Consider the following 22,668-nt stretch of genomic DNA (forward strand, 5'->3'; position numbering starts at 1 on the left):
GCATCCTGAGCAGCCTGCTGGGCAGCCGAGACATTGCCATTGGTGGTGGTCAGGCTCGATTGCAGCCCGCTGATCTGAGACGCCTGGGCGGTGACCTTGCCATCCAGCGTCGACACATCGGTTTCGACTTTCGAGACGCGCGCGGCCATGCCATTGGCAGTTACCACCGCCTGGCCAACATCGGTCCAGTAGGTGGTGTTCGGCGGTGGCGTGTTCAGCGGTACCGCTTTAAGGGCCTGGTAGAGCTTGCCATCACTGCCCAGGGCGCTCTGGCCGACGCTGTAGGCCTTGTCCTTGCGATAAGGCAGAGAGCCGGCCAGAGCCGAGACGTTCGCAATCTGCTGCTGCAGCTCGGTGTTGGCAGCGGAAACGTCCGCGCTGACGGCCGTGATCTGCTGCTCAAGGTTGCCCTTCACGGTGCCAAGGGCGTTGTTCACCTCGCTGATCTGCTTGGCCAACTCGGCTTTGGCAGTACCCAGGCGCTCATTCACCGAGCCCGGGCCATTGCCGTCAATAAGCTTGATCTTGTCGATCTCGCTGTTGATCTCTTTGCCCAGCTCGCTGCGTCCAACTTGGCCCGCGATCTGCTCAAGCACTGGAATGGCGTCTTCGCTGGCTTGGCCACGAATCGCAGTGCCGTCTACCGGGAACCATGGGCCGATGTTGCCAGAGCGATCGACCAGGCGCGCCCAGAAGTAGAACGTCTGGCCAGCGCGTAAGCCCTGCAGAGTGTGGTCGGCCTGCGGGTACGCCAAATCCGTCAGTTTTGTGGCTGCGGCCAGGTCTGAGCCCGGCCCGTACCACAGTTCTGCACGCTGCGTATCGCTGGCACCAGCTGGGTAACCGATGGTGACCTTGATCCCGAAGATCAAGCTTTCAGCGCGCAGGAAGGTGACCGCTGGCGGTGGCGTCGTTTTGCCGGCAACCTCCGTCAGGACTGAGGTGGTCGGGATGGAAGCCACGTCCATGGCACTGACCGCGCGCACGCGGGCCAAGTACTGACCCGCATAGACCCCACGAACATCAGCGGTGAGCTGGCCAGTTCTCGGCATCCTCACCCAGTCACGCGAACCCCACCGCCATTCAACGTCGTAGGCCACAGCACCTGGTGCTGCATCCCAGGAGATGGTCATGGTGGTGACCGCAATGCCCTGGTCCACAGCGGAGTGGCTGCCGATCAGTACGCGCGCGGGTGCATCTTGTACGCCTGGCGGAAGCACACTGATGGGCCGATCATCGATGATGGTACCGAAGTCGATGGCGTCGAATTTACCCGGCTCATACTGGATGCACTCCAGCTGAAACTGGTGCCACTCCGGCCGGGTGATGTTGCGGACGTAGAACTGCATGTCCTTGAGGTCGTCGAAGTCCAGCACCCAGGCACACTCAGGCTGCGGCGCCTCGCTGAATTCAGCTACCACGGTGATCTGGCGACCGGTCACAGAACGGATCTGGCGAACCTCGGACCTGCCGCTAGGCAGGTTGACCAGCAGGCGGGCGCCGCTTGGAACATTGATGTCACGGTCTACCGTCACGACGCGGCCCGTTACTGCGGCGATACGTCCGCCATTGTCCCGCCCAGCGAGCATTGGGTCGGACAAGGTGATGACTTTGCCTGGCTTCGGAATGTAGCCATCCAGGCCGACGTGGAAGGTTGCCCCCCTGAGTTGCAGCTGCTCGGTCATCAGAGCCCACTGGCCAGCGCGCTGGGCCTGGCCACGCGAGGTGCACCCCACCGCCTCTACGGAGATCTCGCGGACCCCATATTCAGCGATCGCGTCCTCGTCGAAAACGGGCTCTTTGTCGGTGTCATACCCCCGCGCCGGGTCATCGAACGACACCATGGCCTGGCTATGCCGCTCGCGCAGCTTGCTGCCGGTGTACTTGACTGCGCCGTCGTCGAGGATCTGTGACAGGGTGTAGTTGTAGACCGGGTCCTGCGGCAGATCTGCGTTCACGGTGATCTGGCTACCGTCCCAGAAGGCCAGGCCATGGAAGATGGCTGCCAGGTCCTGGATCACCGCCCAGGCCTCGGCCTGCTTCTGCAGGTACAGGTTACAGGTGAAGCGCGGTTCTTGGCCGCCCATGCCGTCTGGCACCAATTGGTCGCAATACTGCCCGATGCGATACAGCGACCAGCGATTGATCATGCTCGGATCAATGCGATCTCCCAAGCCGTAGTAAGGGTGCAGCACCAGGTCATAAAAGACCCAGGCCGGGTTGTTGGCATAGGCCTCCTTGAAGGTCCCATCCCAGACCCCGTTCGTTGTGCCTATACCACTGGTGGCGTAGGTACGAGTCTCCGCGTTGTAGTTGGCAGGTACGCGCACGATTCGCCCGCGCATCAGCACGGCGATCTTGGCGATATCGCCACCGAACTGCTCGGCGTCGTACTCCACGCAGCTGACAGCGGTCAGCGGGTACTCTTGGTCGCTGTCGACCACCTCCGACAGCGCCTCAACGTACATCCCATCTTGGGTCAGCGAGCTGTTGGCCTCGGGGGTGATACGACGGGCGCGGACCGTCCAGCGAGAACCGGCAGGGAGTTCGATCCGGTGCGAGCGTTCGTACTTGGTGACGTTCTTGCGGTTGACCTCGGACACCAGGACTTGCTGGAAGGGGCCGTTGTCAGTCGAAACGTCTATCGCATACTCGATGCGCACGCCATCAATGTTGCCGCTCTGGTCCTGGCGCTGGAGCTGTGGCCAGGAGAAACGCAGGCGCACGGCATCCAGCATGGGGTTGCTGATGGTGTGCACGTAGGGCGCGGTGGTCAGCAGCAACTGGCCAACAGCAATCTCGTTGCTCGACTCGGTGATGCCAGTCATACGCTCCTGGTTCAACTCACCGGAGCGAAACTGCCATTTCACGCCCGGATAGTTCATGGTGCCGTCGTCGGCCATGACCTGAGTGCCATCGAGCTTGACGGAGCGCAGCCCATTTACCGGCCCTACAATGGGGCCCCAGCTCCACAGGTACAGCAGGCGGGCAACGGCGATGGACGGAACGCTGTTGGAAGCGATGCTGGGCTGCTTCTGCTTCTTCTCCCCGCCCTTGCTGCCCATAACCTGGCGCTTACGTGCTGCGCGGGACTGCTGCGGGGCGCGCTTCGATACTTGGACCATTCCAGTCTCCACAAACGAAAAAACCCGCCGAAGCGGGTCGTGTGTTGCCAATATTCACAGCCGGTCTTGCGGGTAGATTCCCCCCGACTCTACGGCTCCGCCGATCTCGCGCTCGCCGTACAGCACTGGGTAGGGATTGCCCTGGGCAATCGTCGTGACCGCACCGCCAAACCCGTAGCTGGGGTTGTTGCCGTCCTCATTGCGATCAAGGCTGCCGGTTGTCGGCGTGGGCGACAGCATCTGCACAACACCAGTTGCAGCCATCGCGGCACCGCCAGCGATCATCGCCACGCCATAGGCGGAGGTGGTACCGAAGGTGAAGTAGCCAGCCACGATGAGCACGACGCCGATGATGGTGGTGAACAGCCCGGCCTGCTTGCTGCCCTGAATGATCGGGGCGATTCGGATGTCCCCGGCGTCGTCGCCCAGCATGTCCAAGTCATCGGCTGACAGGTTGCGGGTGCCGGAAAACACGGTGAATACCAGCCCTCGCTCCTCGCCTGTGGTCAGAAACTTTTCAAAGCCGGGCACCATGTTGCACAACGCCTGGATGGCATCGCGCGTGCTGTTCACATCCAATTCATACTCACGCCCGAAGTGCTTGCGCAGCACTCCGTACAGTTTCACCTTGCGCTTCATGGCTGAAAGTCCTTGTGCCGCAGGATCAGCCGGCAGCGGTTGGCCATTGACCAGCCGTAGACTTCCCGCGTGGAGGCCCTGCCGGCCATGTGGTGGTAGATGAAGGGCCCACTGCCGCCCAGGCGCGCGGCCGGCTCGCTGGTCAGCTCCGGCTGGCTGCCGAGGTAAATGGCCGCATGATTAGAGTGAAAGCAGGGCCGGCCTGGCGATGGCACCATGAAGACCAGCATGTCACCGCGCTGGGGCTCATCCACCTGGTAGAAACCGGTGGCCGCAAAGTTGGCCTCGTATAGGCTTGGGCCGTCTTCCTGTTCCCACCAGAGGTCATCGCGCTCGAAGTTGGGCAGCATCAGCCCGGCCTCGCGGGCATACCAGTCGCGACAGGCTGCCCAGCAATCCAGCAGACCATGGGCGAACTCCCGACCCAGCAGCGGGGCCTGGTAGCCTGACGGCTTGAACCACTGCATGTCGCCACCTGGCCAGCCGACGATGCCCCAGGGCACCTCATGCAGTTCACAGCTCACCCGGTCTGCCATGCTGGGCGTAGGCGCAGCATCAGGATGGCTATGCACGATCGCCAGCAGCTCGCCCTTATCCTCGGCGTCTGCCAAGTCCTCATGGTGAAGGCGGAAGTTCTCCCGCGGGGTTTTCGCCAGGTTGCGGCACGGCACATAGGTCCGGCCCTGGTCGGTCTTGATAAGCACCCCGCACGCTTCGGCCGGGTACGCGCGTTCGGCATGCTCGCGGATCGCGGCCTGCAATGAATGGTTGATACGCATTGATCACCTCGAGCTGACGATCAGGCTTGCGCCCATGGAGCCGCCGAAGCGGCGTGTGTTGCCGCGAAGCTTGCAGCTCTTCCAGCGCCCCGGGCAGCGGTCGAGCGCCGGGTTGTCAGTGGGTTCGTCCTGCTTGGTGTACATGGCAGCGCCGGTATAGGCGCAGGCCTCGCCCCGGTACTGCCCACGGCAGGCCCAGCGGCATAGCTTGGTGATCTGCTGAGCCGGCAGCATGACGCCGCCCATGTCCAGCGGGCTGGACAGCTGAAAGGTCACCTGCTGGCGGTCTTCGTCGGTCTTCTGCTCGATGTACCAGAGGTTTTCTCGGGCCTGGTTGGACGCATCGGGGTTTCCGTCCGGGAAGTTCGCAGCATCCAGGAAGTGGCGGAAGGTCTCGATGACCCTGACCTTGGAGCCCACCAGGTCCTTAAGCGCTAGGCAGAGCGCTGTGACCGCGCCACGCACGCCAGCTATCTCGTTAGACATCTGCAGGGTCGGGGTGGCAGGCCGGCCATCGCCGCGAATGTCGAAGCCTTTGGCCTCGATCTGCATGGCCGAATAGAGCTGACCCTGCCAGATAATTTCACCCTCTTGGGCATGGCCATGGAAGCGCATGATGTTCCCGCCCAGCCGGGTGGCGTCCACCTCGTAGAGCCGGATCTGGTTTCCCGGCTCAAGCTTCTGGATATCGGATTCGAATGTCATGGGGCCTCTGAAAGAGAAAACCCCGCAAGCGCGGGGTCAATAGGGGGTAAATCGCTGATCGAAAGTCCAGCTGATGGTCACCAGGTTGGGAGCGCCACGGGCTCTGATTTTGTAGCCTTTAGCCCTGTACCGACCCTGCACACCACCGGGCGGCGTCCAGTAACAGGTGCGATAGCCCTCATGGCGGTCTAGGAACTTGCGAATCTCAAAGGCTTCCTCTCCCTCGACTAGAAGGCCTGTATGGGACAAGCTCCACGATTGTGTCTTGGTGTTAATGCCGACGCCACCTGCCTGGACAAAACCATCACCGAAGTTGTTCTCCCAGGTGTTCTGCTTGACCTCGCCGTCAGCTTCGGCCTCAACGTCAAAGCTGAAGATCTCTGTCATCACTTTCTCCAAAGAAGGCCGCCCTGCTGGGTTTCCCGATACAGCACATCACGCACGACACCTTCGAAGCCCTCTCGCAGACCTTCACCCTGACGCCTCGCCTGCTCTTCAGTTACTCCTTGCTGGGCCTGCACGTTGATTGGTGAGTTGATGATGATCTGCGCACCGCTCTGCGCGCGCTCTGCGCCAGCAGAAGCTGACGAACTCTGACCGATCATCCCAATGCGCCCATCGCTGAGGGCTTCCAGATTGCCAACACCAATCCTGGCAGTGGCCTCGGCATCGAAAACGTATTCCCCACGGTGAACAGGGCCGGCAACTTCATCTCTGCGACCGTGGCCTGTGTAGCCGCCATCCATGAAGCCTGCCCCTGCCATCGCTGAGGTTGAGGCTACCCCGGCAACCATGGGGGCCGTAGCAGCTGCCGCCGTAAGCGCTGCAGCAGGCGCCAGAGCGGGCCCGTAAATGGGGATGGCTGCGGTAGATGCATATGCGGCCAGTTGCGCTTGGAAGGCCGTTGCCTGGGCGTTAGCTACCATGCCAAGGCTTGCAGATGACTGAGTGGTTTTACCGACCACAAGCTGCACCGCCTGGTAGATCAGCCACTGAGCTGCCATATCGGCCAAGGTCGATATCACTGACTTACCGAAACCAGTCACCATGTCCGCCAATGCGTCGCCGGCGTCCTTGGATCCGGTGGCCACATCCGTGAAGAACGCCCCTAGTTCACTGCGAGCGCTGCCGAGAGTAGACGCGGTAGCATCGGCTGCAATCGCGGAGTAGTTGGTGGCCGCGTCGGCATAGTTCTGCCAGGCTTCCTGAGCACCCAGTACCCAGTTTGTCTGCAGCTCATCGACCTGCTCGTAGTAGAGCTGCTGGGCGAACAGCTGTTTGTTCAGCTCTTCCTGTAAAACTTCTGTCTGGCTGGCATAGAGCTCAGGGGTGATCTGACCCGTATTTCGCTGTTCATTGAGGGCCTTCACATCCTCGACGTACTTCTGCCGTACAGCCAGATCGGCACGCATCCGGTCACGGGCTTTGTCGCCCATCCCAATTCCCGCCAGCTCCTGCGCATAGCCGTTGATGGCTGTTTGTGTGCCAGAGGACTGCGCAGCTTTGAAAGCGCTTAGCTTCAGCGCATCCTCATTGGCTTTCTTGATCTTGTTGAGCCCGTCCAGCTCTGCAGCCAGTTCCAGGAGCCGCTTTTGCTGAGCCTTCGACAGGTTGCCAAGCTTGCCCTGTTGTAGCTCAAACGACAGCTTGGCGACCTCGGTGGCGTCCTTTTGCCTGTCGCCGGTGGTGTTGATCAGCTGGATCTGACGCTTGAATCCCTCCTCAGTCGACTCAAAGTCCTTGAGCTGTTTTTTTGCGGCTTTCTCGCTTTCAGACTCACCCTTTCGCTTAGCCTTGTTGGCCGCGTCGTTGACCTTCTTCTGCGACTCGATAGCACTCGCTGCTGAGAGGATCGCGTTGCGGTCAGTGTCGGTGAGATCGGCGTGCTCTGCGATATAGCGATTGGCGATCTTGATCGCGTCATTGTTATCTTGCAGGCCGCCCAGCTGCTTCTGCAGGGTGTCGAGGTATGTCTGCCCGGCACTACTCATACCGATCTTGGCGGCAGTGTTTGCCTGGGTAGAGGCCGTGTTACGGTCGGTTTCCTCGGTCAGTTCACCGAGCTTTGCGCGCAGGTTCTGCAACTGCGCACTGAGCTCGGAGGCCTTGATCTGACCGGTCTCGATGGCCTGGGCCATGGCTTCTGTGACGCCGGGAATGCCGCGCACCTGGTCAGCCACAGCCTTCCAATCCACGACTGCGCCTTTAGCCGCTTCATTCGCCGCCTGCCGAACCAAGTCGAGCGCTTTCTGCGCTTCTGCTGGCAGCGGCACTAGGGCACCAATAAAGCCGTCGACACCTGCGGCACCCACGTCGCGCAGGCTGTTTTCAAACCGGTCAGCGATGGAGCCGGCAACTTGACTAAGCTCGCTGGCAGTGTCTTCGAGAGTTCCTTTTAGCTCGCGCAACGCCACTGCTTGTGTGGCCTTATTGAGCTTGCCGAACCGCTCAACCAGCTTATCGATTGGGTCGTTTAGGTCTCCGAGCTTCTTCTCCAGCGAGTCGGAGTTGTCGCGCAGCAGCAGGAAACTGGCCGCTGCAGTACCGGCGAGCATGGCAATGCCCATTGGGCCACCCATCGCCGCCAGCAGGCCACCGGTGGCAGCCCGGGTAAGGTTTGCCTGGGCGATGGCCAGCGCGTCAGTCGAAGCCTTCAGCGCAGCCTGTTTGGGGATCAGCTCACTCTGGACGATCGAAAGGCGCTGCAGGCCGGTGGTAGCAACAATCGTAGCCTCGGCCTGCTGCAACTGGGCTTGGGCGTAGATGCGTTGAGCCTCAGCCGCCCGCATAGCAGCCTGGGCGTTCTGGACTTCTGCCCGGTATTGGGCCAACGCCGCCTTAAGCGCCAGGCCCGACTTGGCCACGTAGTTGGTGAGCGCGGCCACGCCGGCAACACCCATCGCCGAAGCGACCAACTCGACATTTTCGCCCAGCACCAACAAAACCTGGGATAGCCCGCCGACTACCCCAGTGCTCTCTTCCATATTGCCAAGGAAAGTGCTGATGGCGTTTCCAATATTGGTCAACGCATCCTGCACACTGGTCGACATCTCGGCAGCTGCCTGGCGATTCGTATCGACCGTCTTCAGTAGGCCGTTGTTGAGGTCGTCCAGCGCAAGCTTGCCCTCTACGCCCAGCTTGCGTATCTGCTCAGCGCTTTTTCCAGTACCCGCAGCGATCGCATCGACGATCGTCGGCATTGCGGTCTGAATCGACACCCAGCCGTCAGCCTCGACTTTGCCAGTTTGCAGCGCCTTGGAATAGGCATCCAGCGCAGAGCCGGCTTTGTCCGCTGACGCAGCGTTGGTTACCAGCAGAAAGCTGAAGCTGTCGGTGATATCCAGGGTTTTCTGGGTGTCGTAGCCTAGGTTGCGCATTACCCCGGCAGTACGAATATAGAGTTCCTGTGCCTCCGCCAGCGGGCGGTAGGTTTCATTGGCGGTTTGCAGAAGGTGCTCCTGCACCAACTGATATTCAGCGCCGCTCCCTGCAGCAGCCTTCATGCGGTCGGACATCTGACCGTAGGCATCGACCTGCTTGATGATGCCGCCAACCAGACCGGCGCCAGCCACTGCAGCAAATGCACCGCGGATCAGGTTACCTGCCTGCTGAGCGGAGTTGCCAGCGCGGTCAAATGCAGAGTCGACCTGAGCCAGATTGCGATCAATGCTCTGTGATGAGCGAGCGACTAACTGATCTGCATTAGCCAACTCCCGGCGAAGTTGTGCGGTAGTGGCCTCGATTTGGACCAGCATTCCCTGGACTTGCTGATCGGCCATTCTATTCTCCGTATAAAAGTAAACCCGCCGAGGCGGGTTTGATAGTGGATCGACGCTACTGGATGTTTAGGTCACTCACCCTCCAAAGCTTCGTTGCTCTGTCATATGAGATTGATGCACGGTAGCTGCTGCGAATTAAAGCGCCGAATCCGTTCTGAGAATCAACATATGCCGAAACTTGGAATCCGCACTCACCATCAGGCACAACGTCAACACCTTGATCGTTTACATATGGAAACTGCGCGGTCGCGGGAGATTTCAGCCTTTGTTTCACAAAGTTCTGCGACATGACGAAAGCCATTGTCGTGTTTCCGCAGTCCTTAATTTGCGCTTCGATTTCACGCTGAGGACTATGCTTCCATGAATAAAACCAGGACCAGCCACCAATAAGCACTACCGCTGCGATAGCTAGCGTGAATCGGATCTTCCCTTCAGCAGGACTCCAATTCGCTGCCATCACAGAGCATATTATGTAAACCGCTACACCCACGGCCACCGTGAACAAAATCATCAGGAAAGTCATGCTCAACATCCATATTTAAAGGGCAGGAGATTCTACATCCTGCTCAGCTCTTTCTCCCAGTCAATGCGGTTCTGAGCCTGTCCGCTACATTTGATGCACTCGGCTTTCCCTTCCCTGGCTGAGCCTTGCCCTTGCCGAAGGGGTTCGTCATCTGTGACCACTCGATGCGCGCATCCATGGCCAGGAACAACTCCGGAAGAGGCGTGCGCCATGCTGCATCTGGTGACCAGCCAAGCCACCCTGTAGCGATTGCATAAAGCCGGTCTACGTAGCTGCCATCCTCGACAACGCTCACGCCTCCCCGGCTGTCTCCTTTCCCTCATCACCACCGCGTGGATTGTAAAGCGCGACCAGGTAAGCATTGAGCTGGCTGGCAACGCCCAGCACGCCGGCTTGCCACACTTTCTCTGGCATAGCGTCTGCAGCCTTGCCTTCCAGGCCGGCTCCAGCAGCCAGGATTATCGCGCAGCCATCAATGCTCAAGGCTGAGATGGTTTGGGAGGCGCCGCGGAGGCCACCAAAACGGCTTTCAATAGCCCGCACCGCTTTCAACGTTGGCTGGAGGACGAACTCCTCATCACCCAGTTTCACGGTCAAAGTCCCGTGGAGGGTCTTATTCATAAAGCACTGTCCTTGATTGCCGGGGCAGGGCCCCGGTTATTCAGGCGGCTGCAGGTAGCAGCTCCAAGATATCGGAGTTGATGCCGATGGTGATGTTGCGGCGCACGACGTTGTCGGCGGCACCTGGTGCAACGGTGTTGTTCATCACCTTGCCGCGCATGTAGAAGGTGGTCGGCCTGACCACTGGGGTGGCGGTGGGATCACCATCGTTGAGGGTGATCTTGATGTTGTAGTCGCCCTTGCTACGGTCCTTGTGAGCGACCTTCACTGCCTTCTGGCCGGCATCGCCGTTGTCCAGTCCCACGGTCAGCGTCAGGTCACCAGCATCAGCGGTGCCCTTGTACTTACGCACGCGGCCGTTCTTCAGCGACGTGAAAGTCACGCTGCTGAATGTGTCGCCGAACTCGCCCAGGTCCTCGATTTCGCCCACCTCGACATAGGTGTCGGCTTCGTATTGGGTCTGGGTGTCAGCGCCAGTTTTGCCGCCAAGCCAGAAGCGGCAGCCGGCAGCGGTGTTCAGGTTGTCATCGGCCATGGGGGTTCCTCCAAAGGCACATTGGATAAAGCCGCGGTGCGGCCGGTAGGTGGATCAGTGGGTGGTAATGACGCGGACTGTGATCGAGCCCTGGTAGGTAACCCCGTCAGCGTCACGCTGGGCGTCCGACTGGATTACGCGCACAGAGACTGCCCTGCCGACGCTCAGCGGCAGCGGGCGCTCGTCCAGGGCGGTGATGACCTCCCCGTTGATGCGCTTCACCTCTGCCTGGCCAACCGTGTCAGACCATACCGACAGGTACAGCAGGCGCTGCTCGCGCTTGCGGCCTGATATCGGGCTGACGTTGGCTGAGACCTCGCGGTCGATCGACACATAGGGCATGTCAGCGTCCATGGGTGCACCGTCATAGACCGGGCAGCTCACCTCGGCCTGCAGCCTGGCAAAAATGGCCTCTTGCAGCGATACCGAGGGATCAGCCATTGCCCACCCCCTGGCTTGCCTTGCGCAGCGTGCGGCGTACTGCTGCCTCGATATCTGCCGTCACATACTCGCGGTTGACGTCCATCGAGGGCCGAAGCCATGGGTGCGCCGGCCGGGCCGGAATGTCTGGGTGCTTGCCGAAGAAGTGCTCACCATCGCTCTTGTTCGTTTCGCGCTGCTTGCGGCCGGCTGAACGTCTCCCCCCGGTATAGCCCTTGGTGCCGTACTCGATGAAGCGCAGGTAGAAGAACTTGCGGCTGTCGCGCTTGCCCCTGATCCCGATCTGCGCATCAAGGCCGCTGGGTGCGACGTAGATTCTCAGCGCGGCTGCGGCAGCGCCGGTGTCCCTCGGCATCAGCTGCTGCTGAGTGGCCAAGATGCGCTCTGCAGCTTGGCGCATGGCCGGGGCCAGTTCGTTGTCCATGGTCTTGTGGATGTTGCGCAGCGTTCGCCTTAAGCGGATATCGCCGCGCATCTTCGAGCGGCGGGCCATGGGCTACTCCTTGGCCTGGGCCTTGGCTGTTTTTTCCTGGGCTGCCTCTTCCTTGACTTCAATCGCGTAGCCGCGCGCGATCAGGCCTTCACCGTATTCCTTCTTCACATCGAAGATATCGCCCTTTTCGCGCTCGCCGAATGCACCGGTGAGCGGGCCCAATGCTTGAATTTTCATGGTTCACCTCATGGGTTTGGTACCGATGAGCAAAGAAGTCTCATCAGCGTGTTTTCGTTGTCTGGCAATACAGCCTCGACCTGATAGGTGACGCCGCGGCGGGTGAGCCTTACGCCTGCCACCATTTCAGCTCGAGGCCTGCTGATGATCTCGGCTGTAACTATCGCTTTGAGCTTTTCAGCTACAGCGATGATCCGGCCAGAGGGTGTGCGCACTTCACCCCACATCTTTGGACGAGCTGCAGGGAGCCAGGTGACGACAGCCCCACCGGACTTGGTGCGCTCCTCGTGACGGAAAGTGACTTCGAATAAATGGCGAAGCGGCCCGGCCCTCATATGCCCCACCCCACCCGGTAGGGGGTCAGCAAGGCCTGCGAGCCTCGAGGCAGTTCAGTGGCGATGGTCCCCGTCACTACGTCTTCTCGGTTGGCGTAGAGGTGCCCCAGGATTAGAAGGCACGCCGCCTTGAACGGCGCGTTGCTGAGCATAGGCTTCTCCCCGACCAGACCTGCCAGTATCGCCTCTGCCATTGATTGCGCATCGACGTAAACCTGGCGGTTGAGGTAGTTCATTGCCGAGAGCTCGGCCGAGTCGATCAGCAGCTGCAGATAATCGTCGTCATCGTCCGGATCACGCAGGTGGGCGCGTGCCTGGACCATGCTGATCAGCGACATGGATCACTCCTCCAGTGGAGTGCGAGATACTAGATTGCGGCGCTCTAGGTCTTCAGCATGCCGCCGCGGTACCTGGTAACTTGGGCCGCCGCGACGACGCAGTTCGCCCTCGTCCATGTAGGTCCGCATTGGGTAAACCTCGACACTGATAGGGTTCGGGTCTGTACGCGCAATCGTGGTCGACTCAGCTTTTACCTGGTCTCCACTGACTGCTTGGCGCTGCTCGTCGATACGCGACTGCGTGACCTCAGTTGCATCAGCGTAAGAGGCTGATACTTCGGTTGCTGTCGGTTGCTCCACGAGCAATGGCCCCATTTGCTCGAGGCCAGAGTCGGCATTCACCGTAACAATTGCCGGTGCCTGCTCAGGATCGAGCGGCGAACCCTGCTCGGCTGGTCGGTCTTGGGACTGAGAATCCTCGAGCTGATGTTGCAACGCTTCGGGCGCTGAGGGCGCGACCGTGTCAGCCTTGTCCTGCTTTTTCGTGCTGGCCATGAGATTGACTCCTCAATGGCGCCGGGGCCGGCGCCGTTTTTTGTTGGGTTAGGACGTGCGAGTGAGCGGGCCAGTGACGAAAGCTTCGCCTCGATAGATGGCCAATGCTAAGCGCTGCTCCGCACGTACGGTCACCATGTTGTTCTCGAAGTCTTTGTCGTTCTCGGTCGAGATGAGGATCTCAACATCCATGCGGTCGAAGATCTGGGCACCTAGACCGAATGCACCTACCAGGAAGTCATCGACCGGCATGGCCTGCGTGGCAACTACGGGACGCCGCCACAGAGTGGGTTGGGTGTCGCCTTGAGGCTGGCCAATCAGATAGCGACCTTGTGCATCCTTGAGCAGCTCGATCATGGCCCAGTCGATCGGGTTGAGAACGATGCCGTCCGAGGGGTACTCAGCGAGCTCTGCCTGCAGCAGCGCCAAACGAATGCGGTCAATCCGCTGCTCACCTGGCACAACAACACCGCCAGGAGGCGAGTAGAGCTGAGCCGCCGGTACGATCCCCCCGATGTTCGCTCCGGTACCGTTACCGAACAGCATCTGCGACTCTTCCGCGAGTTTCAGGCCGTAGTAGCCACGAGCGTCAATGAAGCTGCGCAGCGCAGGTGCATCGTCCAGGATCTGCCGACTGGCCTTGAACAGGTGAGCCAGCGTGCGAACGGGCGCGTTCTCCAGCTTGAATTTGATGTCGGAGTAGGGCTTGGCGGTACCTTCGGCGACTGGTCGGGCGCTGTTGGTGAAACCCTCCTCTTGAACGTACTCCACCGAGTTGCTGCCAGTCTGGCCTGGTGCGATGAGGTCACGGATAGTCAGTCGACGCTCAGGGATTGCCTGGATGCCGTAGCGGCGATCAGCAGGTACTGTGTCCGCCGCCGATCCGGTTGCCGAGGTGATAGCTGCCCGAGCTACCGAGATGCGGCGGGAGCCGCGGAACGAGGAATCAACACCCTCCATCTCCTGAGATGCCGTGACGATTTCGCCGGCCGTCTTTTGGCGGTCCGGCTCACTGCGCGAGCGGTTAGCGTTAACGAGCTTTTGCTCTGCTTCCTGCAAGCGCGCCGAGACCTCGCCCTGCTTGGTCAGCAGCTCGTCGACCTTCGCGCGCGTTTCGGCGTTCATCTCACCGGAAGCTTTGATCTGCTTCTCGGTGGCCTCGGCCTGGCTTTTGATCTGGTCGCCGATGCCCTTGAGCGTGGCGTTGATTTCTTTGACTTGGGCTTCATAGTCCACGGTCATTTACCTTTCAGAGAGTTCAAGAGATTGGTTGCCGCGCTCAGTGAGGCGGAGAGGTCTGGCGCGACAGCGTTCGGCTTGTCGGTCAGGGCAGCGCGAGGCGTACCCCCGCCAGCAGCGCGAGGCATGCTGGACTTGAAACTGGCGAACAATTCGCGGCGCTCGGACCGGGGCATACCGGCTTTCGCGAGCGCTGTGTCCATGGCCTTCAGGGCGTTGGCCTGGGCAGATTCCTCGGTCTCCCGCTCGGTGATTTCTCCCGGGGCGAGGATGCTGGTGGCCAGGCCGAGCTCCACGGCACGCTTACCGCGGATGAACGTCTCGTCGTCCATCAGCTCCGCCATGCTTTCAGAGGTCTGGCCGCTGGTCTCGGCGTAAAGGTCGGCCATGGCGGCGTCAAACTCTTCCATGTCGCCGGCCACGTCGCGCAGGTAGTGGCGGTTGCCAGCGAGGAAGGTCCAGCAGTTGTGGATCATCAGGAAGGCGCTGCTAGCCACCTGACGCTCGGCGCCGGCCAGGTAGATGATCGACGCCGCGCTCGCCGCCATACCCAGCACTTTGGTGGTGACCTTCTGGCTGTGCTCAAGCAGGCGGTTGTAGATAGCGATGCCTTCGAACATGTCGCCGCCTGGGGAGTTGATGTACACCGTCACCTCACGGTCGCCGATGGTCCGCAGCGCTGCATCGATACGCTTGAGGGTCACGCCCTCCCCGTACCAGTCCTCACCGATCACGCCGTAGATGGTGATGGTTTCCGAGGTGTTTTCCACGGCCGCCTGGATGGCGGGGTTCCATTTATCGAGCGCACGCGGGCTCATCTCGCTGCGCAGGCCGCGAGACTGGATCTTGTGTTTCATGGGTTACTCCCCGGAGTTGCTTTGGAGCCAGTTCATCAGCGCCGCACGCGCGGCTTGGCTGTCGTTTTGTTTGCCCAGCTGGTCAAGCGGTACCAGGTTCGATTGCACGGTGAGGATGTCGCCGCCAGGCATGCTGGGCAGGTTCTCTTTGTGACGACCCTCGTTTCGGGTCATGTAGCCGTTTTGGCCCATGGTGCTGAGGTAGGCGGCACGGCCGGCACTGTCAGCGCGCAGGAAGGCTTCCAGCGAAAACTCCGCGTAGTGCTTGATCCGGTCAACCGCTGTCAGGCATCGCTTGTTCACGCACTGCTCGATTGGCGCCGTGTAGGTCATGATGCAATAGGTCAGGAACGCGATTTGCTGTTGCTCAAGGCCTGTGCCCCAGTTACTGCCTTTGTCAGTTTTCATCACCATCCAGGGCGGCACGCCGAACCAACGGCAGATCTCCTCGATGCTGTGCCCACGTGACTCGAGCAGCTGGGCGTCAGCCGGGTTAATGCCGATCATCTCGGGCTTCACGCCTTGCTCGAGCACCGGGCTCTTACCCGCATTGAGCGCGCCAGAAATCGTCTTAACGTAGTCTCGAAATTCGGCACGCTGCGTTGGGTTGAGCGTCTTATCCACCGAGAAGGCTACGGTGGGCATCATCCCGTTCTTGAAGGTGGTATTGGCAGCATCGTCGGCCGACATAGCCGAGCCGAATACATCGGCGCCGTAACGAATTGCCGAGAGGCCCATCCGGCCATCCAGGGTGAAGGCCGGGATGTGCAACATGTCGCCCTGGGCAATCTCTCGGCGAGCGCCCTTGCGCGGCTGGAAAAAGTAGCGCAGCCGACCATCATCGTCCGCCTCCGGAGTTACCCGCGACGGCATCAGGAAGTCTAGTGCGATGACCCGCCCGCCGGATCGGTGAATCTCACAGTAAGCATTGCCCCACAGCAGCATCGAAGCGACGACCGCCTGCCAGAAGTGGAAGGCCGCCATGTCCTCATTCGGGCTGTTGTGCACCACGTCGTAGAGCGGGAAGTCTCGCGCCGTCTCGCGCCCGCCGTCCGGGAGGCGCCGGTAGATGCTGAGTGGCAAGCCTGCGACCGAGGTGGAGATGATGCGAACGCAGGCCCAGACCGCCGACAGGCGCATGGCCTTGTCGACCGTGACTGACTTGCCGCTACTGGACTGGGCGCCCAAGAAGGCGCTCCAGAACCCGCCGTCCGACAATCGAATGCTTTTGCCCAGCCAACTGCTCATGCTTGCCGAGGGCTTGGCGGCTGCAGTGCCGAGCGCTTGAGAGAGGGTTTTAATCACTGCTCAGCCCTCGGCGAATGAACGCTGCAATGCTGAACAGACTGACCGAGCCCGCGAGCAGAGACCAGCCCGTACCCGCCAGCATCCAGACGCCCGCGCAGGCTAGGCCGAATCCGCACACCGCGCAGATGATGAAGTAGTGAAATGCGTTCATGCGATCAGTGGATCCCGAATGCCGGCCATGAAGTTTTCCATGCCGCCTTGGCCCTCGGGATTGAGGGCCATCAGCGTCACAGCGTTGAATAGCGCCATCAGCGGGTCGATCTTGGCCGAGCCGCTGGCCTGCTTAGTAATGAGGATCGAGTTGCCACGGGGCTCGACTTTGGCGTTACCGCAGCACCAGGCCATCATCGGCTGGCCCCCGTGTAGCAGCGTGCCCTCGGCCAGTTTGCGCTCGGCAGTCTTGATGGCTCCGCCCAGACGCCAGCCTTGGGAAATGCCATCGATCTTTTCGCGCGGAATCCCAACAGCCTCCAGCGCGTCGAGGATCGCCCCGACGCCGGCCGGGTCCAGCCCGACCTTGTCCAGCAGGCCGGCCTGCTCAACCTGCGCCACCAGTTGTGCCACCGCCTCGATGTCGTCGCCGATGCGTTCAACCAGGGTCAGGTGCCCATCCCTCGCGAAGTCGCGGATGCGCGGCGCTTCTGCTTTACGCCGCTCCAGTACTGATGGGTGGGCCCAGGCATGGGTCCAGGTCAGCCAACGCCGTGTGCCCTGCTCTCGACCGAGTGCTGCAAAGCCAAGCAAGTCATCCAGCCCCCCGCCATCGACACCGATATCGATCACTTCGCAGCGCTCAATCAGGTCTTCCAACGTCCGGCATAGCTCGGAGGTCTGGGTCTCCCAGAAATCAGCACCCGCCCAGCGATCCGAAAGCAGCGCCAAGCCGATCTCGACGTTCAGGTGCTTGGCCAAGAAGCCGCGGAACGATTCCTCGCCGTCCAGCTGGGCCTGTGCGTAACCACGCTCGATGAAAGGTTCGTCGACCGACAGCCCAAGGTTAGGGTTGGTGATGTACGCGTTGGAGAAATCCCGGTGTTCGCCGGCGTCCAGCATCGCCTTGGGAAACTCGTACAGCACCGGCAGGAACGATTTATCGACGATCTCGCCGTCGCGCACCTTGCGGGCGTACGTCAGCTTCTGGCGGAACACGCCGGCCGGCGGCGCATCGGACTGGGTGGTGGCCCAGATGATGAATCCCTCCGGCCGGGATGCCAGGCCACCAGTGGCCTCGCGCAGCATGGCCTCGGCGTTGGCCCGCTTGCCGAACACCCACAGCTCGTCAACGAACACGCCGATGGCTTTCTTGCCCGACACCGTCTCGCTGTCCGCCGCAACCACCTTGAGGGTGGCGTTAGTCTGACGGTGCGTCACGGTGCGCAGGTGATCCTGCACCTTGAGCAAGGCTTTGAGCTCTTCGTCAGCACCCACCATGTCCCGGATCGGGAGGTAGGAGTTATCCGCGATCTCCTTGGTCGGCGCCAAGATGATGAACTCACCCGACGCCCGCCAGTTGAGGATCAGTGCGGTGAGCATGATGCCGGCGGCGATGGTCGACTTGCCGTTCTTCTTGCTGATCAGCAGCATGAACTCGCTGACCAGGCGCCGGCCCGAGTCTGGGTCGTAGGCGCCGAAGATCGCAGCCACAAACTGGTTGACCCAGTCACGTACGGTCTCGCACATCAGTGGACTGCCGGTGGCGTCCACCATGCGCAGTGCGCCGAACACGTCCAGGGCTTCCTCGGCCTCGGTGGGGAATAGCGGCTCGAACGGAATCAGGCTCTGACGAGCAACGATGCACTGCTCCCAGTCTGGGCAGGCGGTTGACCACTCCATCATTTCACCGACTGCAGCGGGCCGCGGCGGGTGCCGAACTTGCCGGTGGCAGCCTTATCGGCGTTGGCCTGGGCCTGGTCCTTCTTGCCGCTCTCGCCCTTGCGGGGATGAACGAATGGCATCAGGGCCTTGGCGGCGTCTACGCGAAGCTTCGCTTCCGTGCCCATGTCGTTCATCACCGAGAGGAGGAAGTCCTTCGGGTCACGGTGGAGCAGCGCCTGGGCCAGGTCGAAGCCGGCAGGTTCCGGCTCTGGTTGCTCCTCGGATTCCGGTGCCCCTTCCGGGCCCGGCTCAGCCTCTTTGGCAGCCTTGGCGGCGGGCCTGGCTTTAACATCCGGTTTAACATCGCCTTTAACATCTGGAGGCATCAGTCCCAAGGCACGCAGCTTCATTAACTCGACTGCGACGTCCTTGTCCTTGACCAGCCGAGAGCCCGCCGCAGACGCTGTCTTCTCGGAATAGCCGGCCGCCACGGCAGCGTCTCGATTGGACGCACCTTCCCTCAGCGCGGCGATGAAAGCGCGCTTGCGGGATGTTAAAGCCATTTAACAAAAATCCTGTAGGGGAAAAAAATCTGTACGTGGGGTCGGGAGCGGTCTAGCTAGATGACAATCCCTAGCTTTTGACCCCCCTACCCCTTTGTGGCACGTCACTGGCGTGCTTAGGGAAAGATCCCGCACCTATTTGGTGCGCCGCGCGGTCAACCCACTAAGCCTGCGGCCTCTTCGGCTTGCTTGACCGTGTCGTGGCAGGACTTGCAGAGCGGTTGCCAGTTGTCCTGGTTCCAGAACAGATCGCGATCACCCCGGTGCGGCACGACATGGTCAACAACGCCGGCGGCGGTCGTTCGCCCGATCTTCGCGCAGTAGGCGCAGAGCGGGTGTTCTTTGAGATATCGCTCCCTCGCCTTCTGCCACTTGTAGTTGTACCCGCGCTGCGAGCTGGTCATTCCACTACGCCAACTGCTGGGGTCTACTAGCTTGACCCTAGTGTTTTCGGCTTCCTGTAGGCGGGGGCTGATCGTCTTGAGCCTGGCCATCAACGCACCTCGACCACGATGCCGCGCTCTATCCAGCGCGTGACGCGACCAAGGTGAGGATCACGCCCGGTGAGGTGACACGCCAGCAGCACGCCAGCCAAGTAGTACTTCAACCACCAGCGGTGGCGGCAGACGATCGTTGCGTAAACCTTGGCCATGGCCGATGTTCCTTATCTCTTGTACCAAGTCAGCTGGTAGCACCGTGCATCAGGCGGTAACTCAGCAATGGGCCAGCGCAGGCAGTCCATGTGCTTGCGCTCTGGCCTGGTGCGACTCACCCTCAGCGTCTGCACCAGGTAGGCAGAACCAGCAGCAGTGGTTATGTAGTCACCAACCGCGATGCCGTCGGCGCCGTCCACGTAAAGCTTGCAGGGTGTATACGGCGCTCGTGTCCTAGCCACCTCTCACCCCTCTCGGCGCATACCAATTTGGCTGGCGATATCGGTGGCGCGCTCGCGAACCTCAAGCGTTTGGCCATCGAACGTATGGACGATGGCGCAGATGCCGTGCCACTGAGAGCTGGCGCTGGCCTCGCTTACACGAGCGATAGCAGCAGGCGCCAGGTAGTAATTGTTGCCGTTGGTGCTGGTCAGCTTGATCACGGTCGTTCCTCGCTCTGCACTCGATTGAGGGCTTCGTCAGCCTTGTCGGCGGCCTGGGTAGCGGTAGTCGCTGCCTTCGACGCCTTTGCGGCGGCGCTTCCAGTCTGCCTGGCTAGTTCATCCAGGCGCTGGTCTCGCTGCAGACTGGCTTCGTCATAGGCTGCGCGGATCTCGGCGACCTGCTCCAGGTAACTGCGGGCAAGAGCCCATTGAGCGAGCTGGTAGCCGCCGAACCCGCCACCCACCACGAGCAACAGGGCGATTACCCAAACCTCGATGCGACGCCACCAGCGGCGGGCAATGAATTCAATTGCGCATCTGTCCATCACGACATACCTCCGAGCTTGGTGCGCAAGCGGGCAATCTCTTCGCTTTGCAGCGAGACGCGCTCAGTGAGCTGGCCGACCTGGCTGGTCAGAGCCTCGATCTTCCCTTCCATGCGCCCAACGGTGGCGGCAAGGTCGTTGCGCTCCTTGGCGAACTGGTCAGCCCGGGCCTCGGCGAGCTTGCGGGCCTCGCGCTCCGAGTCGAGCAGTTCGTTCAGGCGGCGCACCGTGCCGATATCGGCGTTATCCATCGCTCGATCTGCCGCATCTTTAGATAGGAATTTGCGCAGCCAAAGGAAGCCGCCCAGCAGGACGGTGCCCGTACCGCCCAGCCAGGTGGCTGTGCCTGGGCCGAGATCGGTCGGGTCCATCAATTTCTCCTGAAGGGAACGAGCTACGACGAACGTCGAGGCCGATAATTCTGTTGTGTCGTACAAGCGCGACTTGATGTCACAATTCAAAACCGATTTCCAAGCCCTCCCAGGAGCTCCGCAGTGCCCAGGTCACGAAGCCACTATGAAACGACTCTGCGCCTCTATCAGGCAGAGGCAGAGATGGCATACATCCTTGATGTTTTTGGAGATCACTTAGCAAAGGCGCATCAGTTGCCGCCAGACCTGTACGGTATTTCGGCAGTGAATTATTACCTGATGCAGAAGCACAACTGGACCAAATCGCAGCTTGAGCAAATGAGCTCTGAAGAGAAGCGGTTTGCTCTCAGTGCCGAGATGACCGGCTACAGACTCCCGGCTGAAGCTCAATTCGATAGCTGAGGCGAGATGATGTCGCAGGACAGGCACCGAACCCTGCTGAAAAGCAAAAAAGCCCGCGCTAGGCGGGCAAGGGAGGGACTGTGAATTAGATCTGATGGCTATAGAACAGCGAGTATGACTCGATGCCGTCGTTCGGTTGCTTGATGCCAGCGTTGGAATAGTGGATCGCTCGGATACCGACCTTTTGCGTTTCGCCAATCTTCAGGCCTGCACCAATACGGTCTTCGAAGTTGAAAGCCGAGCCGAACTCCTGATCACCTGCAGAGGTGCCCGAGAACACTGCGAGCCCAATCCCCGCTTCGATGAAAGGCTTGATGTTACCGCTGCCAAATTCATAAACGAACACAGGGGCGAAGGACAGCGAATGGGATCCACCAGAAGCGTCTCCAGCTTCCCAATAGGTGTAGCCAGCATCCCAGTACCCGGTTAAGCGGCCGGTGCTGCTCTCAAACCAGCTCTTGTCCCAGTTGAAGCCCACAGCTACGCGAGCGGTCAAGCCGCCCTGACTAGTCGCACCGATTGCGCCAGATAGATCAGCAGCATGTGCACCGGTAGCCAAAAGGGAGAACAGCGCAGCAGCGATGATTTTTTTCATGATCACGGAATCCTGATGGTTTTCTTAGCAAGCTATCAGAATCATAGTGCTATCAATTCGTTCCGTGCACTCTGAAAAATGAGGCATCTACCAAAGTTTGTGTTTTCGGAACTCGTGAGGCCCTCTGAAGGCAATAAAAAACCCGGCGCGATGGCCGGGCTTTGCAGCGCCATTCCTCAGCAACGCGCAGGAATGACAGGATGGGAATAATTTCTCTCACTCTCTCACTGATGTCAACAGGCAATTATGCGGCGTCTTTGATCAGCAGCCCTTCTGCTTCAAGAATCGCTCGGACCTCGCGCAAAGAGTCGTTGATCATGCCATCCAGCTTTTCCTTGATTCCGGCACGCCAGCGGTAGCGCGTTGGCTCCGACGTAGCATCGAGGTCCCAGGTGTTCATGTCGTAGAAGCTGTCAGGCAGAATTACCAGATCCTCGGCCAGAGCCTCTGCCTTTTTGCGTTCCGCCTGGCCAGCGGCCAATGCAGCGTTGACCAAGTTCTCGCGGCGCCATTCAGGCGCATCCAGCGGAATATCAACCGCAACCGAGCGAGGCCCCTTGCGACGCGCACCTTTGAGCTTTGGGATGGCCCAGGTGGTCACGGCCTTGAAGATGAACAGCTGAGGCGCAGGGCTGGCAATCAGAGGCGCAATGGCCGTGATACCCTGTAGCCGCTTCGCCTTGTTGGTGGCGTACTTCGCATTCAGTGCGCTCCAGTGACGAGGAACGAGCAGGTGATGCAGGCGCGCAGCCAGCCAATAATCCACCTGGGCCCGATCGAAGCCACCTGAACTCCCTCCCAACGAAGCCAGGCAGCCACCCTCTTCTTCTGCCGACTTGTAGAGCTTCTGCCATGCCTGGCCTTTCGCAGCGCCTTTCTCCCCTGCCGCCAGAGCGGAAACTACTGCACCCGATACGCTGTTGTAGATCATGTCCTTCCCCTCAATCCCCGGTGTAGTTGGTGCCGCCGGCGCCGCGGCGGTTGTTCGACTGATACTGATCTTCCGGGCCGCTGATCGCGGCCAGGGGTTTGCTTTCGGCCTGTTGCTCCAGCTCGCGAAGGCGCAGGCCAAGCTGCATAGCCAGATCCTCGAGAGGTAGTGGCTCACCCG

Annotated in this window: 30 protein-coding genes and 1 pseudogene; 1 reads left to right on the forward strand and 30 read right to left on the reverse strand. The window is 60.6% G+C overall.

The features are described from left to right. Positions 1-50: 50 nt before the first annotated feature. From B2S33_RS01950 to B2S33_RS02085, 27 genes and pseudogenes are all read right to left on the reverse strand, one after another. Positions 51-3,125 (reverse strand): annotated as a pseudogene (locus B2S33_RS01950) (host specificity protein J); the annotation flags it as partial. A 54-nt stretch (positions 3,126-3,179) separates the two neighbouring features. Beyond that, the gene (locus tag B2S33_RS01955) at positions 3,180-3,764 is read right to left on the reverse strand and encodes a tail assembly protein (RefSeq protein ID WP_288649630.1); all 585 of its coding nucleotides are present in this window, start codon (positions 3,762-3,764) and stop codon (positions 3,180-3,182) included. Further along, entirely contained in the window at positions 3,761-4,543 is a 783-nt protein-coding gene (locus B2S33_RS01960; protein ID WP_288649633.1) for a C40 family peptidase, read from the reverse strand. Before B2S33_RS01960 ends, B2S33_RS01955 begins: the two co-directional genes overlap by 4 nt. A 3-nt stretch (positions 4,544-4,546) precedes the next feature. Beyond that, a complete protein-coding gene (locus B2S33_RS01965; RefSeq protein WP_110607399.1) occupies positions 4,547-5,248 on the reverse strand; it encodes a phage minor tail protein L in 702 nt (233 codons plus the stop codon). A 36-nt stretch (positions 5,249-5,284) separates the two neighbouring features. Then, positions 5,285-5,635: a phage tail protein gene (locus B2S33_RS01970; protein WP_028686466.1), complete on the reverse strand. Its 351-nt coding sequence runs from the start codon at positions 5,633-5,635 to the stop codon at positions 5,285-5,287. Further along, entirely contained in the window at positions 5,635-9,027 is a 3,393-nt protein-coding gene (locus tag B2S33_RS01975; protein ID WP_288649635.1) for a phage tail tape measure protein, read from the reverse strand. The genes B2S33_RS01970 and B2S33_RS01975 overlap by 1 nt, the downstream gene beginning before the upstream one ends. Positions 9,028-9,082: 55 nt before the next feature. After that, entirely contained in the window at positions 9,083-9,550 is a 468-nt protein-coding gene (locus B2S33_RS01980) for a hypothetical protein (protein ID WP_288649637.1), read from the reverse strand. 291 nt (positions 9,551-9,841) lie between these two features. Next, the gene (locus B2S33_RS01990) at positions 9,842-10,171 is read right to left on the reverse strand and encodes a hypothetical protein (RefSeq protein ID WP_145279049.1); all 330 of its coding nucleotides are present in this window, start codon (positions 10,169-10,171) and stop codon (positions 9,842-9,844) included. Between the two features lie 40 nt (positions 10,172-10,211). Further along, a complete protein-coding gene (locus B2S33_RS01995) occupies positions 10,212-10,706 on the reverse strand; it encodes a hypothetical protein (RefSeq protein WP_049696026.1) in 495 nt (164 codons plus the stop codon). A gap of 54 nt (positions 10,707-10,760) precedes the next feature. After that, on the reverse strand, positions 10,761-11,147 hold the full coding sequence (locus B2S33_RS02000; protein ID WP_288649639.1) for a DUF3168 domain-containing protein: 387 nt from the start codon (positions 11,145-11,147) through the stop codon (positions 10,761-10,763). Then, positions 11,140-11,640: an HK97 gp10 family phage protein gene (locus B2S33_RS02005; protein WP_288649641.1), complete on the reverse strand. Its 501-nt coding sequence runs from the start codon at positions 11,638-11,640 to the stop codon at positions 11,140-11,142. The genes B2S33_RS02000 and B2S33_RS02005 overlap by 8 nt, the downstream gene beginning before the upstream one ends. Positions 11,641-11,643: 3 nt before the next feature. Beyond that, a complete protein-coding gene (locus B2S33_RS02010) occupies positions 11,644-11,817 on the reverse strand; it encodes a hypothetical protein (RefSeq protein WP_288649643.1) in 174 nt (57 codons plus the stop codon). Between the two features lie 8 nt (positions 11,818-11,825). Then, positions 11,826-12,152 (reverse strand): head-tail adaptor protein, encoded by a 327-nt coding sequence (locus B2S33_RS02015; protein ID WP_288649645.1) that lies wholly within the window; start codon positions 12,150-12,152, stop codon positions 11,826-11,828. Then, positions 12,149-12,490, reverse strand: coding sequence for a head-tail connector protein (locus B2S33_RS02020; protein WP_288649647.1), 342 nt, complete (start codon positions 12,488-12,490; stop codon positions 12,149-12,151). Before B2S33_RS02020 ends, B2S33_RS02015 begins: the two co-directional genes overlap by 4 nt. A 3-nt stretch (positions 12,491-12,493) precedes the next feature. Continuing rightward, positions 12,494-12,985: a hypothetical protein gene (locus B2S33_RS02025; protein WP_288649650.1), complete on the reverse strand. Its 492-nt coding sequence runs from the start codon at positions 12,983-12,985 to the stop codon at positions 12,494-12,496. A 48-nt stretch (positions 12,986-13,033) separates the two neighbouring features. Further along, the gene (locus B2S33_RS02030; RefSeq protein ID WP_049696031.1) at positions 13,034-14,227 is read right to left on the reverse strand and encodes a phage major capsid protein; all 1,194 of its coding nucleotides are present in this window, start codon (positions 14,225-14,227) and stop codon (positions 13,034-13,036) included. After that, entirely contained in the window at positions 14,224-15,081 is an 858-nt protein-coding gene (locus B2S33_RS02035; protein WP_288649652.1) for a head maturation protease, ClpP-related, read from the reverse strand. Before B2S33_RS02035 ends, B2S33_RS02030 begins: the two co-directional genes overlap by 4 nt. Positions 15,082-15,084: 3 nt before the next feature. Beyond that, positions 15,085-16,386, reverse strand: a complete 1,302-nt coding sequence (locus B2S33_RS02040; protein WP_049696033.1) for a phage portal protein — start codon at positions 16,384-16,386, stop codon at positions 15,085-15,087. Then, positions 16,379-16,540 carry a hypothetical protein gene (locus B2S33_RS02045; RefSeq protein ID WP_182387823.1) on the reverse strand — a complete coding sequence of 54 codons (162 nt, stop codon included), beginning with the start codon at positions 16,538-16,540 and terminating at the stop codon, positions 16,379-16,381. The genes B2S33_RS02040 and B2S33_RS02045 overlap by 8 nt, the downstream gene beginning before the upstream one ends. Then, complete coding sequence (locus tag B2S33_RS02050; protein ID WP_288649735.1) at positions 16,537-18,222, reverse strand: terminase large subunit; 1,686 nt, start codon at positions 18,220-18,222, stop codon at positions 16,537-16,539. Before B2S33_RS02050 ends, B2S33_RS02045 begins: the two co-directional genes overlap by 4 nt. Then, a complete protein-coding gene (locus tag B2S33_RS02055) occupies positions 18,222-18,767 on the reverse strand; it encodes a terminase small subunit (protein ID WP_288649657.1) in 546 nt (181 codons plus the stop codon). Before B2S33_RS02055 ends, B2S33_RS02050 begins: the two co-directional genes overlap by 1 nt. 155 nt (positions 18,768-18,922) lie before the next feature. Beyond that, positions 18,923-19,261, reverse strand: coding sequence for an HNH endonuclease (locus B2S33_RS02060; RefSeq protein WP_288649659.1), 339 nt, complete (start codon positions 19,259-19,261; stop codon positions 18,923-18,925). Then, on the reverse strand, positions 19,261-19,419 hold the full coding sequence (locus B2S33_RS02065) for a hypothetical protein (protein WP_181074789.1): 159 nt from the start codon (positions 19,417-19,419) through the stop codon (positions 19,261-19,263). Before B2S33_RS02065 ends, B2S33_RS02060 begins: the two co-directional genes overlap by 1 nt. A 12-nt stretch (positions 19,420-19,431) precedes the next feature. Further along, positions 19,432-19,662: a hypothetical protein gene (locus B2S33_RS02070; protein ID WP_080992863.1), complete on the reverse strand. Its 231-nt coding sequence runs from the start codon at positions 19,660-19,662 to the stop codon at positions 19,432-19,434. A 3-nt stretch (positions 19,663-19,665) separates the two neighbouring features. Then, positions 19,666-19,863, reverse strand: coding sequence for a hypothetical protein (locus tag B2S33_RS02075; RefSeq protein ID WP_049696036.1), 198 nt, complete (start codon positions 19,861-19,863; stop codon positions 19,666-19,668). Further along, the gene (locus B2S33_RS02080; protein WP_028686482.1) at positions 19,860-20,189 is read right to left on the reverse strand and encodes a hypothetical protein; all 330 of its coding nucleotides are present in this window, start codon (positions 20,187-20,189) and stop codon (positions 19,860-19,862) included. The genes B2S33_RS02075 and B2S33_RS02080 overlap by 4 nt, the downstream gene beginning before the upstream one ends. Then, positions 20,189-20,560, reverse strand: a complete 372-nt coding sequence (locus B2S33_RS02085; protein ID WP_028634947.1) for a hypothetical protein — start codon at positions 20,558-20,560, stop codon at positions 20,189-20,191. The genes B2S33_RS02080 and B2S33_RS02085 overlap by 1 nt, the downstream gene beginning before the upstream one ends. A 183-nt stretch (positions 20,561-20,743) precedes the next feature. Here B2S33_RS02085 and B2S33_RS02090 point away from each other — a divergent pair, with 183 nt between their 5' ends. After that, entirely contained in the window at positions 20,744-20,962 is a 219-nt protein-coding gene (locus B2S33_RS02090) for a hypothetical protein (protein ID WP_288649661.1), read from the forward strand. 85 nt (positions 20,963-21,047) lie between these two features. Here the strand turns inward: B2S33_RS02090 and B2S33_RS02095 are convergent, their stop codons facing one another. The 3 genes from B2S33_RS02095 to B2S33_RS02105 form a co-directional block, all read right to left on the reverse strand. Further along, complete coding sequence (locus B2S33_RS02095; RefSeq protein ID WP_288649663.1) at positions 21,048-21,557, reverse strand: acyloxyacyl hydrolase; 510 nt, start codon at positions 21,555-21,557, stop codon at positions 21,048-21,050. A 244-nt stretch (positions 21,558-21,801) separates the two neighbouring features. Beyond that, positions 21,802-22,488 carry a hypothetical protein gene (locus B2S33_RS02100; RefSeq protein WP_288649664.1) on the reverse strand — a complete coding sequence of 229 codons (687 nt, stop codon included), beginning with the start codon at positions 22,486-22,488 and terminating at the stop codon, positions 21,802-21,804. 10 nt (positions 22,489-22,498) lie between these two features. Beyond that, on the reverse strand, positions 22,499-22,636 hold the full coding sequence (locus B2S33_RS02105) for a hypothetical protein (protein ID WP_288649665.1): 138 nt from the start codon (positions 22,634-22,636) through the stop codon (positions 22,499-22,501). Positions 22,637-22,668: the final 32 nt, after the last annotated feature.

This window comes from Pseudomonas sp. UBA5568 (genome assembly GCF_002425525.1).
Classification (GTDB): domain Bacteria; phylum Pseudomonadota; class Gammaproteobacteria; order Pseudomonadales; family Pseudomonadaceae; genus Aquipseudomonas; species Aquipseudomonas fulva.